Source organism: Alteromonas sp. 4NH20-0104, assembly GCF_057547795.1.
Window position 1 is genome coordinate 21,225 of record NZ_BAAJLP010000019.1, and the last position, 15,957, is coordinate 37,181.

A 15,957-nucleotide genomic window follows, 5' to 3' on the forward strand; every position below is an offset into this window, starting at 1 on the left:
GGGCATGATTCGATTAGTTCGAACATCAAGTCTCACAACCACTTATGACGAAAACTCAACTTCAGCGTATAACTAATACACCCTACAAACATGGAGTTTAGCAAATGAAAATTGATTTACATGAAAAAATGGCGATTATTACCGGCTCAACGGAAGGTATCGGACTCGGTGCCGCCAGGCAGCTCGCTCAGTGCGGTGCAAAAGTTGTTGTTAATGGCCGCACCGAGCAAAAGGTAGCGCAAGCAGTAGAAGCAGTGAAACAAGCGGTTCCCGGCGCCGAAGTTTCAGGTGTAGCGGCGGATTTAGGCACTGCAGAAGGCTGTAATACGCTAATTGAAGCCGTATCGGTAGCCGATATTCTGGTTAATAATCTGGGTATTTATGGTACCAGGGATTTCTTTGACACTGACGATGACCTATGGCAGCAATACTTCGACGTTAACATTATGTCGGCTGTCCGTCTGAGCCGCCATTATGCGCCCGCGATGGTCGAAAATAACTGGGGCCGCATTGTTTATGTGGCGTCGGAATCTGCTCTGAATATTCCCGCTGATATGATCCATTATGGCGTGAGTAAAACCGCTTTACTGGGCTTGTCCAGAGGGCTGGCTAAGCGCCTGGCTGGCACCGGCGTGACGGTAAACTCTGTGCTACCGGGACCTACCCTGAGTGAGGGCGCCCAGGCTTTTCTGGCTCAGTCTGCAGAAGAAAATGGTATTTCGATTGAAGAAGCCGGCGTGAAATTCGTGATGGAAAATCGTCCGTCTTCAGTGATTCAGCGTATGGCAACGGTGGAAGAAGTGGCCAGTATGATCACTTACACCTGCTCTAAGCTGGCATCCGCCACTACCGGCAGTGCACTGCGTGTCGACGGCGGTGTGGTCGACTTTATTATGTAACGTTTGTGGAGTGTGCCGCGCTGGCGGCATTCTCCTTACTGCTGCCCGGCACTATGCCTGCTTTAATAAAGGAATTGAGCAAAGCCGACAGGTCGATGATGTGGATCACGTGGGAATAATTTTGCTGTAAGGCCTGCAGTTTTTCATGGACATCCAAATCAATCCTGGATAGCAGGGCCAGCCGTTGCCTGGTCATTGGCGTATTCACGGATTCATTTTTCTGGCATTCAATCCCGGCGACGTACAGTTGGGTTTCCTCATCTTCCAGCGACTTTTTAATTTTATACCGCAGTGACGATTCAAAGCACTGTACCTGAGTAAGGTTGATGAGTTTGTTGTCAGCCTTGCGTTCGCAATGGACTGCTAAATGATACCGCTCGGCTTGTTGCAAAAGTCGGCGCAAAACCGAAGAGTCTGGTGGCGACTTACCCATATCGGCGAAAAAACCATGCAGTGGCGCATTATGATCGCACACGGCAAAGGGATGCAGGTCGCTATTATGTTGTGCAGTGTACAAGGTTTTCGTGCGGTAGATCATTTGCCTGCCCGTTACCACTTGTAACGCTGCGTTGGGGTAGTGACGGCTGACCACTTCCCAGATGTAACGGAAATACAGTGACTGTTTCAGTATGATATTCTCGATACTGGATTGCAGCGAGGAGGTTGAGCTGAGTTTTTTCAGTACCTTTGAGGTAACGTCTTTGGTAATAGCGAGTAACCTTAACACCCCAGTCTTCGGGTTATAATCCAACACTTTGTAACGCTGTGATTTCAGTTTGAAATCGGCAATGCTGACTTTTACCTCCGGCGGCAGAACCGATTCTTCACAGTCGTGAAGTTGTAACTGGATCCCGCTGAGTGAAAAATCCCGCACTGTGGCGGCGTAACTGGTCATTAAACTCACTTTAATTAAGGCATTGGTTTCAATACGGAAGCGGGGTTCCTTGCGCCGGTCAATATCCTCATTCATAACAAAATGAAGGGGGTAGTGTTTGTCATTATCAATGTACTGGCGGGGAAGTTTGGCTTTCTGTGGCGGGTTGAGTAATTGTAACGGGCCAATCGCCTCGTTTATTGAGCGCAGGTAAAGAACGTGTCCCATCGACAGGATATCATTATGATCCTGGTGCGACATATCCTGCAGGATGCGCGCTGTTTCCTGACTGTCACGACTAATTTTCGTTAACCGGTACTGCCAGATTTCCAGACTGTTATGCTCTAACCCCAGGTAGACAAAGTTGGCCAGCAGATTTTGTCGCTCTAACTGACGCACCGTTGTGCACAGAGAAACCGGTGCGGAGCCCCGTTGCGCAATGGTCAGTCGCAATACAAAAGCTTCATTAAAGGCACCGAGTTCCTTTAATATTCGTTGCAATGCCGTTTTTCCCGGCAACAACTCTCTACTTCTGTAGGCCGGATTGCGTTGGGTGTTAACCGGCGTCAACAACACCATTCTCGGTATAAGCCAGGTCTCTTCCTTTTTCATCAGGACCGGCAGCCATGGGGCACTTTGTACCACTCTGTCGCGATCCAGTGCCTGCATTGAACGCTCAATTTCGAGGTCTCGCTCCAGCGGCAAACGCAACATGACGCGGTTGAGATACTGTTGAAAAACCGCTTGCCAGTGTTTGTCCTGTTCAGCCAGTTGCAGTACCGCGTGGTGCCGCTGGGAAGCCGCGTTAAAATCCACTGTGACATAATCGAAATGGATTACTTCGGTGCCTGAGCATAAACCCGGAATCTGCCCAAAGGTCACTGCAATGTCGGTTAATGTAGTGAATTTCGGCGAGCGGGTGCAGGCAATGGTAAGTTGGGTCGCACTTAAAGCGACCACCGCAACGCTTCTGCCATTTTGATAAGCCGGCGTCGACACCGAAAAGTTGGGCGTAACAGAAAGGTCGTTGTTGAACTGAATATCCTGATACGATTGGGTTTGAACCGTAAAAGCCTTAATGATTTTTTCGCGTAACTGACGCTGCACCAGGCCCTGGTAATGGGCAGAATTGGTAATTGATTCAAACACGCCAACCGTATATTGCTCCATATAGCGGGCGGTTTCTTTTTTTAAAATCTCGGTGCCCACCTTATCGAGTTTCATTTCAATCCCAAAGTGAGCGAAACGTTTTACCGGAAACTGGGCGAAGGCTGAATTATCGGCGGGAGCGTCGGTTTGCGATGTCAGACGGATGACTTCGTCTTTTATGACTTGTCTGGCATTGGCATTCAGACGTGACGAAAAGCGGTTGAGTCCCTCAAGCAACCTGCCTTGTTGCTGATAAGGAATTAACGCGCGGATCACAGGTTGATGTTTTTCTATTATTTCCTGTTCTGTACTCATTATTGTTAATTTTTATGTAAGTACACTACCAAAAAATAACATAGCACAGTTGTAAGGCAAAAAGCATGCATTTTTTATTGTGGGCGGGGAGGCCTACAGGAGGAGCCTTGCAGTGGGGAATACGCTCGTCAGAGGGCCGAAACGTCTGCAAAAATGAGGTACTCTTCAATCAGGTTCTCATTGACTTTAAAGATATTGCAAAAAGGAATGGTCAGCGTACTGTCATCAAAACGGGTGTAGGTGACTGTCCCCTGACATATTACTCCGGTAGGCGTACGCCAGGTTTCCGTTACACTGTGGGATAAGGATTTGATGCTGTTAAAAAAGCCGTCTACTACCGCGGCAATGTTGGCCCGGCCTTCCACCAGTGGGGCATTGCCAAAACGAAAGATTGCATGCTCAGACAGAAATCCGGCAAAGGTTTCGGTGTCTTTATTATCGATGGCTTGAAACAGGTTTTTCACAATGTGTTCCTTGCAAGTAAGGCCGCTTGCAGTAATGCAACTATAGTATAAAACCTAATGAAACCATGTTGTTTTGCTGTTGACCAGCAAAAAATAACGGGGCCAGGGCTAACAGCTTTTCGCCTGTGCCTGTTCAATTTTAATCAGTCTGCCTTGCTTATCGAAGGCCAGGGCGACAAAAGTGCCCTCAACCAGGGCTGGATCGACCCGTTGCAGAGCCCGCAAATCGTCGATCAATTCATGGGAAACGGTGATGGTCTGATTGTCACAATCGGTAAACAGCCAGTTACCCTCATGGCTGGCAAGCATCGCCGGACGAGAATAAAAGATATTCAACGTCTCGATCTGCCGGGTAAATTCACGGGTGTACAACGTGAGTTTTTCGCGATAGTCGGGAAGACCTGCCACGTCATCCTGATAACCATGATATTCCACTTGTAACGCAATGATGTCAGTGTCAGGAAGCGGTTTGTGAGCAAACATCGCCGTGTTTAACAACCACATCAGGCAACCCACTGCAGCGGCCAGAGCCAGCCATTCCCGGCCTGGCAACCGACTATTAGTGTGCAGCAAATGGCGCCAGCTGCGGTCTTGTTGTTGTTGAGCCAGGACCGCCCGCTTAATGCGCCCCGGCGCCGGATACCGGTGCTTGGCAGCATCATATGCCTGTTGTAGCTCGTCTTTCGGGTCGGACTCGTTCATGATGATTTCCAGTGTTTTTTCAGGGAGTCCCGGGCATAGCGCAAACGGGTTTTAACCGTTTCCACCGGTACTCCGCAAATGGCGGCAATATCCTTTAAACTAAATCCTTCCTGTTGCAATGAGAAAGCTTCCCGCTGAGTAAAAGGCAGTTGTTTGACTAACTGATGAAAGTCGGTGTCTTTCTCGTCGCCCCTGAGGGGAGAGCTTAACGTATCCGGATCGGTATCGGCGTGCCAGCGCTTGCTTTGTCTGAATTCGTCAATCAGCATACGATGGCCAATGGTGAACAGCCAGGCCTGAAAGCGGCCCTGACTCTGATAGTCGTGGCGGGATTCCATCACCTTAAGCCAGACTTTTTGTGTTACATCCGCGGCGGTGGTTGGATCGCTCATCACCAGCAAATAATAATAAAGGTTATTGCAGTGTTGGTCGTAAAGCGTGCTCAGAGCTGCACTATCGCCGGTTTGGCGATAGTGCCTGAACAACGTTTCGTTGCAGGTGGTGGCAGTTTCCGTTTTCAGGAAAGTGCGTAGAAATCCGAGTTTGGCAATCCCCACAGACGGTCCTTACTGCTCCAGCTTGAAGGTGAGTACTACTTGTAACCCGGTTTGTGCCACAGGTACACCTTTTTCTAACTGAGGCTGATAACGCCATTTTGCCAGCGCTCGTTTGGCTTCCCGGTTAAATATACGCAGCGGTTCGGCATCCACAATGTTTATATTGGTAACGGTTCCCTGCGGGGTGAGGTCAAAGGTGAGCTGCACCCATCCTTCTATACCTTGCCTTGCAGCATCTGCCGGATAGCTGGGGTTCACCCGGACTATCGGCCGGGCTGAGGTATCACTTTGTTGTCCAAATTCCGTGTTAAAGGCTATTTGATTGCCGGGTATTATCGGGTTTACGTTAACACTGATCTCGTTAGGACCGGGATCGGATTCAACCGGCTCTGGTAGCGAAGGGGGTTGCTCAAGGGGGTTTTCCATGGGCTTAACCGGTTGTCTGGTAATGGTTTCCGGCTCTTCTACATGCAGTAAAAAATCGTCAAGAACCACGGGCTCTTCCACTTTGGGCACTTCGCCGTGTTGCTCTATTAGTTTGGCCATCATTACAAACAAACCAAAAGTGACCAGTGCGGCCAGTAGCAGGTGACTCAATGGCCTGACATAATCACGGGGTGAAAAGGTTGGATTCGCAGTTAATTGCATAGTGTGTACTCCCTGGTTTTGGGTATAACGACCGGGCAGCACAAAAGGGGTGAATTAAATTTCAAAAAATTGACGCTACAAAATTTTACAATTTTGAACTTGCCCGGGGGCAGTGCCACAAGCGATGCTGGAGATTGCAGAATTAGTGTGCGGGCAGCGCAAAATCGTGAAATCCACATTACGCCGCAGCAGGAGGGAGCATGAATGACGATAACCAGCCGTCGGAAGATTATTTTGGTTGCTTTGGGGAAAACGCAACGCAGGCATTAGCGATATTAATGCCGGTGGTTGATATTGCGCTAAAAGCCCATGAAACAGGCGACTATCAGGCATTTCGAGACGTGATGACCAACTCGCTGGCGGCCAGAATTACGCCTGAGGGGTTTCAAAACGCCTACCAGGCAATTGCTCCCCAGCTTGGCCCGCTTATAGCTAAACGCCTTGTTGCAGCGTTGAACCGGGGAGGCAACCCAAGGTTGCTGTTTGTGGCCCGATATACCCATACCAGTGATGATATTGTGATAAATATCACATTTACTAACAGCGCTGAAGCGCCGCTCATCAACGAGATGTGGATAGAGTAGTGGGCAGCCGGATTAACTCAATGCCTTTAACCGGTAACCATTACCGCGGATCGTGGCGATTTCGATGCCCGCAGCAGGCGGCAGTTTTTGGCGCAGGCGGCTGATATAAACATCCACAATATTAGTCAGCGGATCAGTGTTGCTTTGCCAGACCCGGCTTAAAATACGCTCCCGGGTGAGCACTTTATTTTGCGACTCAATAAAATAGCTCAGCAGGTTAAATTCAATGTTGGTAAGGGTGAGTTCTTCAGCATTACCGTCTCGGATGATGCTGGCCAGTTTGGACTCCAGATCCAGTTGCAGGTTGGCAAAGCTCAATTGGCGTGGCGCTTTATCCGGTTGCGCCCGATGCCGTCTGCCGAGTGCATTAACCCTGGCCAGCAGCTCGTCGAAATCGAAGGGTTTACACAGGTAGTCGTCGGCGCCTTTGTCGAGCCCGGTGACCTTTTCTACAATATCATCGAGTGCCGACAGGAGTAACACCATAGGGCCATGGCTGAGCTGTTTCAGGGCGGGCAGTATCTCCACGCTATCGTCTTCGCCAAACATTCTGTCGAGCACCAGTAAATCAGGCTGCTCCCGCTTTGCTAAATCAACCAGGTTATGCAGTGCAGTTTCTTTGATGCATTCAAATCCTTCGGCAGTGAGTCCGCGATAAAGGAAATTCACCAGCGAGAGTTCATCATCAGCAATCAGAATTTTCATTATTCAACATCCATTGGCAGATAAATTTGAAACAGGGTGCCTTCGCCCTGGGTGGAGTTAACCTGTATTTCGCCGCCATGCGCCTCAATAATGGCTTTGGCTATAGCCAGGCCAAGTCCCAGCCCTTCGGACTTGTGCTTAAAGCGCACAAAGCGTTCAAATATATGGTTAATATCAGCAGGTGAGATCCCTTCACCAAAGTCTTTTATCTCAATGCAGGCACTGGTATCTACCTGCTTTAATGACACATTAATGGGCGATTGCGGCGCTGAATATTTACATGCGTTATCCAGCATAATAGCAACCACCTGCTTAAGACGTTGCTGATCAAATTTGAGCTGTAACGATTTAGCGCTATCGCTAATTTCGAGGGTAAATTGACGATCTTCGTGCAGACGCTGCCACTGGCTAATCTGGTTTTGCAGGAAATCGCTTAGCGGCTGGCGCGAAGTGTCCAGTTTTAACTGACTCAGTTCGGCTCTGGCCAGCAACAGTAAGTCATCTACCAGTTCACTGAGGTTTACCGCTTGCAGTAAAATTGACTCCAGCGTTTCCCGGTAAACCTCTTCCGAGGCAGAAGACTGACGCAGAGTAACCTGGGCCTCGCCCCTGATTATGGTTAGAGGCGTTCTGAGTTCATGGGAGACATCAGCCAGAAACTGACGCCGGCGGGAGTCAACTCTGGTGAGTTGTTCGTTTACCTGTTTGATTTCCCGGGTGCGCTGCTCTACCTCGAACTCCAGTTGCTTGCGGGAGTGTTCGGCTTTCATTTCGTGGTCAGCCAGCCGTGACGCCAGCAGGTTTAGCGACGACACCAGTTGGGAGAACTCGGTATCCAGAGTTTCTGGTAAGCGCTGGTGGTAATCGCCTGCCGCAATGGCTTTAGTGCCGTTGTTGATAATGGTTAGCGGCTGATAGAGCTGATTAAACAGCCAGTAACAGGCAAGGATAATACAGGGCATGGCAAACAGCGCTACGCCCACGGCAAACCACACAATGGCAGTGTTAAGGGTTTCTATTTTGGCATTAATGGCTGAAACCACATTGCCCTGACGTACTACAGCGGCGTTAATTGCTTCACGAAATTCATTATCAATCTTTACCTCGAGCAAGGTTTGCAAGCGGTTCTGCTGGTCCAGCGGGGTGTTGTTATAAGTTGCTGTGATGGCCTTAAATTCGCTGATGATGGCGTCTATCAGGCCGGCCAGTTCGTCGGTATCTTCAATGCTGCCGGCGGTCATCTTACTGCCCAGAGCCTGCCTTTGTTGCAGTTCGAGACTGCGAATTTTGTCTAACGACTGAGCAATAAGCGCCTGTTTATTGCGAATGATAGCCTGGTTGGCACTTTCTCCAAAAATCAGCTCGTCGGTAAGTTGTTTAAACATTCGATAGGAGATGCTGCTGAGTTTCTGATGTTCTGCCAGCAGGGTTTGGCCGGTATTACTTTGCTCCAGGTTAATTTGTGTCAGGTAGGCGGAAACAGCCGTACAGCATAGAGCAACCATCATGATCAGCCCTGAGGTGATGCCAAACAAATAGATTTTTCGCTTATACATGAAGTTACTTCGCAACGCTTTAACATCCAATACGTAAAAATTCAAAAAAGAGCACAATTTTGAACTACGCTTTGTGAACGGAATGTAAATTTGTCGCGTATTACATACGGTTTGACTGAGCGCAGCTGGCTCTTTGCAGCGAGTGAGTGTTCGGTAAACGCCATCCTGAAGTAGAGATATTTTTATAGGTGGAGTGCAGCATGTTCTGGCAACAGAAGACAAAAACCAATCAGGCTATTCAGGCCCTTGAGCAAAGTATTATTGCAGTAGTCAGTATCGACGAGAAAAATCGGGTGACCTTTTTTAATCAGGCGGCCGAAAAAATCTGGGGCTATCGCAAAAATGAAGTGATTGGTAAGAACGTGGCCATGCTGCTACCGCACGAATTGCGCGCAAATCATGATAATAACGTTAACCATCATCGGCAGACCGGTCAGGATAAGATTGTCGGCAGTTCAAGGGACGTGCAATTACAACGTAAGGATGGCACTAAGCTCTGGGTACAGCTGTCGCTGTCTAAAATTGTGCTTAACGGGCACATCCATTACACCGCTTTTGTACGGGATATTTCTCAGGAGCGTGACTCCAGGGAAACCATGGCACAAACCCTGGAGCAGGCGCTGGATGCGGTAGTCTGCATCGATGAGCATAACTGCGTTACGTTATTTAATGCCGCGGCCGAAAAGCTTTGGGGCTATGACCGCGAAGAAGTGCTCGGCCAAAACGTTAAAATGCTGGTGCCGCAAGCCATTCAGGCGAACCACGATAACTATGTTAATGCTAACCGGGAAACCGGCCAGGATAAAATTGTGGGTACCAGCCGGGAAATTAAAATCGAACGCAAAGACGGGGAAGTGCTGTGGGGGCAGTTATCGCTGTCGAAAGTGAGGCTTGAAAATAAAACCCTGTATACGGCGTTCGTTAAAGATGTCACCCAGGATGTACTCATGCGGGAAGAGCGGGAAATGCTCTCTATGGTGGCCAATGAAACGGATAATTCAGTAATTATTACTAATCCTTCAGGGCTGATTGTGTATGTGAATAAAGGCTTTGAAAGATTAACTGGGTATGCATTGGAAGAAATTAAAAATAAGAAACCGGGAAGTTTTTTGCAAGGCGCCGAAACCTCGAAAGATACCATTGCGCGCATCCGAAAAAACCTGCACGACCGTACACCGTTTTACGATGAAATTCTTAATTATACCAAGAGCGGTGAGCCTTATTGGGTGTCGCTGTCAATTACTCCCATTCTGAATGAACAGGGAGAGGTAAAAAATTATATCTCGGTACAGGCGAATATTACCGAGGTTAAACAGATGGCGCTGGATTTCACAAGAAAAATTAATGCTATCGATCACTCCCTGGTACTTCTCGATATCGATAAAGACGGTCACCTAAAAGCGCCAAGTGATTTACTGGCCTCAAAACTCGGTTCCAGCGCTACCCAGCAGGCATTCGTTGATCATGTACTAGGTGAATTAACTGCCGAGCAAAAAGCAGCGTTGCAAGAAATCGGCAATATTAAGCTGCAAATCAACTTTGGTCAGGGCGATTTTCTGTTGTCACTGGACGCCGGGATTTGTGCCCTGAAAAACTTCAAAAATGAAATTACCCAATACGTGTTATTTGGCATTGATATCACCGCTCGCCGGATCGCTGTGAATCAAACCCAGGAATCCATGAAAGGCGTGCTAAATGTCAGTCAGACCATTAGCAACATTATTGGCACTATTAACGGCATTTCAGAGCAAACTAATTTATTGGCGCTTAATGCAGCCATTGAAGCGGCACGGGCAGGGGATGTAGGTCGTGGCTTTGCGGTGGTGGCCGATGAAGTTAGAAGTCTGGCATCCCACTCCAGGCAGGCCAGCGATGAGATTGATAAATTGGTAAAAGACACCGTAACCCGGATAGACGATCTGGCAGGAATGTTAGGCAAAATAGACCAGTAATCCATTGCGCCGTTGCACAGTGAACGACGAATGCTGTGCAACGAATATTATGGTTGGTTCACTAATTTTCTGGCATCGAAGTAAACGGCGTTGGCACCGTTTAACTGTGGGCGGGCAAACAGGAAGCCCTGAAATTTACGCACACCGGCATTGTTTAACCACAGCCATTCGTCGAAGGTTTCTACGCCCTCTACAATTAAGTGGCTGCCCGTGGCATTGGCAAATTCGAATACCGAATGCAGTATTGCCTGACGCGGTCCGCTTTCATGAATACCACGGGTAATGGCACGGTCGAGTTTAATTTTATCCGGCATCAGGTCGGCCAGTAACGAAAGGCCGGCGTAGCCGGCGCCAAAATCATCCAGCGCCAGTCGGATCCCTGCCGCACGAATATTTTCGATGACTGCAAAGAAAGCCTCGCTTTCTTTGACCATTTCACTTTCGGTAATTTCCACAATTAACTGTTCGGGTTGTAAACCACCTTCTTTCAAATAGCGCAGCAATTCACTTACTACCTGTTCGTTTTGCGTTATAGCCCCCGGCAATAAATTAACCGACAAAGACTGGCCAGGCTGTAACAGTTTGGCCCCCTGAGTAATGGCAATAGCTTTGGATTTTAAGTCAAACTCATATCTTTGGTGCTCCGGCAGATCGGCCAGAATTAACTCGGGATAACGCCCCACACTGTTGCGCAACAATGCCTCGTAGGATGAAATTCCACCAATTCGGGTATCCACAATGGGCTGAAAGGCAAACTGAATGTCACTGGAAGGATAAGGAGTAAGGTCAATCGAGCTGGTGGCAATAGTACAACTAACGGTAGCGCGTTCTGCGGCAGAAACACAGCTGCGCCAGCGCCCGGTAGCGAAGCTGTTGAGCAGCGAAAACACTCTGCTATCACGCCTTACGGTAAGATCTGAAGGGAGCCAGTAGCAATGGCTGCCGGGCTTAAGAATTAACGAACGTAAGTTCCACTTGCCGAAATCGCGCTTAGCACAGGCGCTGTCGAGCACTTTTACGATATTGGTATGGCGGGAGTCGTTTTTAATGTGCTCAAACAAACGGTGGATTATCTCGCCTTCACCCTCAAGCACCTGAAAGAAGAACTCGCCATCAAACAGTAATATGCCGGTAACGTCGTTGGCCTGATTAAAGGGCTCTGAGTCAGCGACTATTTTATCGATATCCGGCTCCGACATTTTTTGGGTTGCACGACTTCGATACACGAGCTGTCTTAACATCCACGACTCCCACTTAAAAAATTGCAGATTTATATTCTAAGTATAGACACCCTAAGTAATACGAGAAGCAATAAGCTTCAGTTTATTGATGCAGACTAATGGGCAGTGCAAGTCCATGAGTTGCTCCACCTTTTTGCGGTCGGTTGCTTTTTTAATGTTCTTTTAATCTTCCTTTCAAGCTTTATTCAGGCGCGATGAATAGTCTTAATCATGAGCACCAAGCAGTGATTATTCAGCACTGGTTAGTTATCTGACTTCGGAATAAGAGAGTATTGTTATGCAAAAAATGAACTTGAAAATGTTAGTGGTTCTTTCGTTCTCCTCAGCCGTGTTAACAGGATGCGCTACCGCACAATCCCAGCAATTAAAAAGCAGCATGAATGAGCCTGCGGCAAACACTGCAACAACGCCGGTGGTGGATAATCGTTTGCTTTATTCGGATGCCTGTATTTCAGAGCGTGAAGTGGTAGAGGCTCAGAAACTATGGGGCGACGGGATTGTAAAAATAGGGACGGTTTATTCCTCTGAAGGCGACTATAAAACTGCCGCGGCAGACTTTATTCAGGATATGTACGGCTACGACCTGAGCAGCGTGTTATTTAAACCGACGCTGGCTGCGAAAGTACAGTTCAGATCGAGCTTTGACGCGGCGTTATCGTATTTTGTGGGCGGCAATGAGGCCTACTCTGAAGATAAAGGGTTTGCCATCAAACCGTACACCAAAGTGAAGTTTGATAATGTCGGCATTATTAATAACAGCTGCAGCATGGCGGTGGCTATGGGGAATTATTACTTTACCGATGCAAAGGGAGGGGAGACTAAAGTGGAATACACCTTTGCCTACGTTAAAGACAAATCAGGTAAGCTAAGAATTGTGGCCCATCAGTCATCGTTGCCTTATTCGCCCACTTAAATCTTCGATTCAATCAAAGCAAAAGGTAGCTCTTTTGAGCTACTTTTTGTTGTGCTTAATATATTGTTCGATTACCAGCGTAACAAACGCCTGACAATCGGTGGCAGTGGAAGGATCGTAATGGCCACCATTAGTCAGATTATTGGAAAGGACCCGGATGCCGAGAAATGGAACACCATAACTGTGGGCAATCTGTGCCGCCGAGGCGGTTTCCATTTCTTCGGTACTGGTACCGAACTTATCATGGAGCCAGCCAATGCGGTCGAGTTCATTGTTCCAGAAGTTACCGCTGGCGATAGTCCCTTCAACCACCTTGCCGCGTTCATACTGTGCCTTTACTGCATGCGCAGCAGCCATTAATTCAGGGTCGCCCAGATAATACCGAATGCGTTCTGCATCTTTTGCTGAGTCACCCTCACCGGCACTTCCCGCAGAAGCGAGTAAATCCATGGGTAACCACTCAAGCGGAGCGGAGCCTGCGCCTTTATCCCGGAAGGGCGTTTTAAAATTGCTCGCGTTGACGCTGCGTTTACCTAATACGATGTCACCCACCTGCAACGTCGGGTCGTGACCACCGGAGGTGCCCTGATTAATGATGGCTTTTGGGTGATAGCGTTCGATGCCAATGGCCGTGGCGGCCGCGGTGTTCTCGAGACCTTTGCCGGTTTGCGCAACGACAACCGGGTAACCCTTAAAATAACCAATATAAAACGTAGCCTGGCCCGCTTTCTCCATCCGCACATCGGTAAGCAGAGAGGCGAAATATTCAGCCTCTATAGGCATGGGCCCCTGAATCATTATTGGTGGTAACGCCGCCTGATGAGTGCTTATCTCCACAGTGCGAAACCCTTCGGCCTCACTAACAAAACTGCTCAGCGATAAAACCAGCAGACTAAAGAGTGCATAGAGTGTTTTCATTTTTATACCTTGAGCGGTTAGAGAAACCATTTCCAAACAATAAAAACCAGCAGAAATCCAAATAAATAAACGAGCCCGGCCCGGCTCAGCCACAATACCACGGGGCCTCCTCGCAGTGACTCCGGGATATCGTGACGGTTGACCAGACGGTAGTTGAGCCAGGCAAATACCGGCGTGGTCATAAAAGCCAGGGTCATGGCGAAACCCAGCATGGCCAGTAATGCCGACTGGAAAAATAGCACCATGGCAAAACTCGCTGCGGCAACCAGTAGCAGCCATACCGCAAACACACTGTGGGTAACATCCTGCTTGCCTTTTAGTAAGGTGTAGCATTCCGCCAGCGCCCGGGAATAACCATCGTATACGGTAATGGCTGAGCCAAAAATGCATAAAAAAGCGATAACGGCAATAAGGTAACGTGACCACTCACCAATGGTTGAGGCATATAAGTCGACCAACTGATGAGAGAAGCCAATCCCTCCGCTGGCCAGTTCCTGCCCGCTGCCATGCAATACCAGACTACCCAGCGCCAGGAACATTAAGGCCAGCAGTAATGTAACCAGATAGCCCAGATTAAAATCAAATAAGGCTGACTGCGGCGTGACTTTGGCTTCGTGACATTGCTCTTTTAACCATAATGACGTGATCCCGGATATTTCAATCGGCGCAGGCATCCAGCCCATGGTCACTACCAAAAAGCCAATGGCCGCTAAGGTCCAGGGCGAGGGGGATTCAAACTCTACCGGCGCGACCGGGCCTTGTTGCCAGGCGATTACCGTGGCCGAAATGGTGGCTATGACCAGTGCCAGCATAATGATTTTCGCAACCTGGTTCAGCGCGTGGTAATGGCCGGCAATCAGGATCACCAGCGACACCAGCAGTAGGAGGGCCGCCAGCCAGGGCAGGGCAATATCAAACGGAATAAAATAACCAAGCAAACTGGCCGAAAACAACAGCAAGGCCGCTGCATTCACAAAGGAAGAAATGCCGTTTAATGCAAAGCTCATCAGTAAATAAGGTTTGCCCATGGTCAGGTAACCCTGTTGCAGGGTTTTATTGCTGCTGATGGTATAGCTCACCCCCGCTCGGAAAAACGGGTACTTAAACAGGTTAACGACCAGGATCAACAAAGCCAGTTGCCAGCCAAATTTAGCACCGGCCTGAGTAGAGGCTACCAGATGGCTACCACCTATGGCCGCCGTGGCCATCAATACGCCCGGACCGAGTAATTTGATTAATTTTGCAAAGGATAAAGGGGCTTGGCTGTCAGCGCCTGACTGCATGGAGGGCACTTTGTCTTCCTGTTGGTTACTGGGAGATTAAATAATGGGACCAGTGTAAACTATTCTGCATCCGGGGTTGAGAGTAATTTAGCTACTTTTAATGGTATTCAGACCGCAAACCGGTGCAGTGTATTCTAAAAATAACTGGTGATTTAGGATAGATATTGCATAAAGTGTAGCTGTCAGAAAGATAATCAATGGAATTTAAACAAAGTAATCGACAGGGATTTTTTAACCGCTTGTATGTGCACCTCTTTTTATATGCGGTGCCGCAACTCAGTGCTGCGGCTTTGGTTGTGACTCTTAGCGAAAACGCTATGGCCAGTTTGTGGCAATCGACGGTGTTACTCGTTGGCTTTAATCTGGTTTTTGCGCTGTGGTTACTGCTGTTCAATAGTGGCACCGGACGTGTTGAGCCATTTAGTATTGTTATTAATCATGATCACCTGATAGTCACCGAATTCGGCCGTAAACGCACCATTGAAAGACAACACGTTGGTGGGTGTAAAATTAATTCGGGGTACCCAAAACAAATCCGGCTTTGTAATCAAAATGGCCGGGATATTCATTTTAGTTACTATGCGCTATCGTCGGCACAAAAAGCACAGTTGTTTAAAGCGTTAGGTTGTGACAACCGGTAGGATGAGCTATGAAAACCATTGAGACCATTCTAAGTCAGGATAAGCAGCGGATGCGGCTATTGCAGGCCGTACAGGCACTACAGTTGCCGGATTGCTTTATTGCCGCTGGGTTTGTGCGCAATATGGTGTGGGATGTTTTGCACAACTATCCACCTACACCGCTCAATGATGTGGATGTTATCTATTTTGATGCGACCTGTGCGCCCAGAACTCAGGCGTTGGAAGCTGAGCTTAAGGCCCGTCAGCCAACCGTAAACTGGCAGGTCAAAAATCAGGCCGTGATGCATCTGCGCAATCAGGACCCGGCTTATCAAACCAGTACCGATGCTATGCGTTACTGGCCAGAAAAAGAGACGGCTGTGGGCGTGCGACTGAATGACAACAATCGGTTGGAGCTGGCTGCACCTTTTGGGATTCAATCTTTGCTGGAAGGTAAACTCACTCACAATCCACGTCGTAGTAAAGGCATCTTTGAGCAACGCATAGCCCGCAAGCAATGGTTGCAGAAGTGGCCGAAACTTAAGGTCATAAGTTAGCCGAACGATTGTCAGTCTGG

16 protein-coding genes are annotated in these 15,957 nt (G+C 48.5%); 6 read left to right on the forward strand and 10 right to left on the reverse strand.

What is annotated here, in order from left to right; all coding sequences use genetic code 11:
- Positions 1-104 precede the first annotated feature (104 nt).
- Entirely contained in the window at positions 105-899 is a 795-nt protein-coding gene (locus tag AC27IB_RS14150; protein ID WP_487121695.1) for an SDR family NAD(P)-dependent oxidoreductase, read from the forward strand.
- On the opposite strand, the gene AC27IB_RS14155 is transcribed toward AC27IB_RS14150, so the two are convergent.
- The 5 genes from AC27IB_RS14155 to AC27IB_RS14175 form a co-directional block, all read right to left on the reverse strand.
- Positions 892-3,237 carry a hypothetical protein gene (locus AC27IB_RS14155; RefSeq protein ID WP_487121697.1) on the reverse strand — a complete coding sequence of 782 codons (2,346 nt, stop codon included), beginning with the start codon at positions 3,235-3,237 and terminating at the stop codon, positions 892-894. The two genes, AC27IB_RS14150 and AC27IB_RS14155, sit on opposite strands and share 8 nt — an antisense overlap.
- A gap of 128 nt (positions 3,238-3,365) precedes the next feature.
- Entirely contained in the window at positions 3,366-3,701 is a 336-nt protein-coding gene (locus tag AC27IB_RS14160; protein ID WP_296043700.1) for a nuclear transport factor 2 family protein, read from the reverse strand.
- 108 nt (positions 3,702-3,809) lie between these two features.
- Positions 3,810-4,403, reverse strand: coding sequence for a hypothetical protein (locus tag AC27IB_RS14165; RefSeq protein WP_296043698.1), 594 nt, complete (start codon positions 4,401-4,403; stop codon positions 3,810-3,812).
- Positions 4,400-4,960: an RNA polymerase sigma factor gene (locus AC27IB_RS14170; RefSeq protein ID WP_296043697.1), complete on the reverse strand. Its 561-nt coding sequence runs from the start codon at positions 4,958-4,960 to the stop codon at positions 4,400-4,402. The genes AC27IB_RS14165 and AC27IB_RS14170 overlap by 4 nt, the downstream gene beginning before the upstream one ends.
- 9 nt (positions 4,961-4,969) lie before the next feature.
- On the reverse strand, positions 4,970-5,608 hold the full coding sequence (locus AC27IB_RS14175; RefSeq protein WP_487121700.1) for an energy transducer TonB: 639 nt from the start codon (positions 5,606-5,608) through the stop codon (positions 4,970-4,972).
- A gap of 200 nt (positions 5,609-5,808) precedes the next feature.
- Between AC27IB_RS14175 and AC27IB_RS14180 the strand changes: the two genes are divergently transcribed.
- The gene (locus AC27IB_RS14180; protein ID WP_296043694.1) at positions 5,809-6,192 is read left to right on the forward strand and encodes a hypothetical protein; all 384 of its coding nucleotides are present in this window, start codon (positions 5,809-5,811) and stop codon (positions 6,190-6,192) included.
- A gap of 12 nt (positions 6,193-6,204) precedes the next feature.
- Here AC27IB_RS14180 and AC27IB_RS14185 read toward each other — a convergent pair whose 3' ends face one another.
- Both AC27IB_RS14185 and AC27IB_RS14190 read right to left on the reverse strand, forming a co-directional pair.
- Positions 6,205-6,897 carry a response regulator transcription factor gene (locus tag AC27IB_RS14185; protein ID WP_296043692.1) on the reverse strand — a complete coding sequence of 231 codons (693 nt, stop codon included), beginning with the start codon at positions 6,895-6,897 and terminating at the stop codon, positions 6,205-6,207.
- A complete protein-coding gene (locus AC27IB_RS14190) occupies positions 6,897-8,453 on the reverse strand; it encodes a sensor histidine kinase (RefSeq protein ID WP_487121702.1) in 1,557 nt (518 codons plus the stop codon). Before AC27IB_RS14190 ends, AC27IB_RS14185 begins: the two co-directional genes overlap by 1 nt.
- Before the next feature lie 200 nt (positions 8,454-8,653).
- Between AC27IB_RS14190 and AC27IB_RS14195 the strand changes: the two genes are divergently transcribed.
- Positions 8,654-10,405: a methyl-accepting chemotaxis protein gene (locus AC27IB_RS14195; protein WP_487121704.1), complete on the forward strand. Its 1,752-nt coding sequence runs from the start codon at positions 8,654-8,656 to the stop codon at positions 10,403-10,405.
- 47 nt (positions 10,406-10,452) lie between these two features.
- Here AC27IB_RS14195 and AC27IB_RS14200 read toward each other — a convergent pair whose 3' ends face one another.
- Entirely contained in the window at positions 10,453-11,646 is a 1,194-nt protein-coding gene (locus tag AC27IB_RS14200) for a diguanylate phosphodiesterase (protein ID WP_487121706.1), read from the reverse strand.
- Positions 11,647-11,923: 277 nt separating this feature from the next.
- Between AC27IB_RS14200 and AC27IB_RS14205 the strand changes: the two genes are divergently transcribed.
- Positions 11,924-12,559, forward strand: coding sequence for a phosphoribosyl-AMP cyclohydrolase (locus AC27IB_RS14205; RefSeq protein WP_487121708.1), 636 nt, complete (start codon positions 11,924-11,926; stop codon positions 12,557-12,559).
- A gap of 39 nt (positions 12,560-12,598) precedes the next feature.
- On the opposite strand, the gene AC27IB_RS14210 is transcribed toward AC27IB_RS14205, so the two are convergent.
- Complete coding sequence (locus tag AC27IB_RS14210) at positions 12,599-13,477, reverse strand: 5'-methylthioadenosine/S-adenosylhomocysteine nucleosidase (RefSeq protein WP_487121710.1); 879 nt, start codon at positions 13,475-13,477, stop codon at positions 12,599-12,601.
- 17 nt (positions 13,478-13,494) lie between these two features.
- Positions 13,495-14,760, reverse strand: a complete 1,266-nt coding sequence (locus tag AC27IB_RS14215; RefSeq protein WP_487121712.1) for an NRAMP family divalent metal transporter — start codon at positions 14,758-14,760, stop codon at positions 13,495-13,497.
- A 197-nt stretch (positions 14,761-14,957) separates the two neighbouring features.
- Between AC27IB_RS14215 and AC27IB_RS14220 the strand changes: the two genes are divergently transcribed.
- Together AC27IB_RS14220 and AC27IB_RS14225 are read left to right on the forward strand one after the other, a co-directional pair.
- On the forward strand, positions 14,958-15,401 hold the full coding sequence (locus tag AC27IB_RS14220; protein WP_487121713.1) for a hypothetical protein: 444 nt from the start codon (positions 14,958-14,960) through the stop codon (positions 15,399-15,401).
- An 8-nt stretch (positions 15,402-15,409) separates the two neighbouring features.
- Positions 15,410-15,937, forward strand: coding sequence for a nucleotidyltransferase family protein (locus tag AC27IB_RS14225; protein ID WP_487121714.1), 528 nt, complete (start codon positions 15,410-15,412; stop codon positions 15,935-15,937).
- Positions 15,938-15,957: the final 20 nt, after the last annotated feature.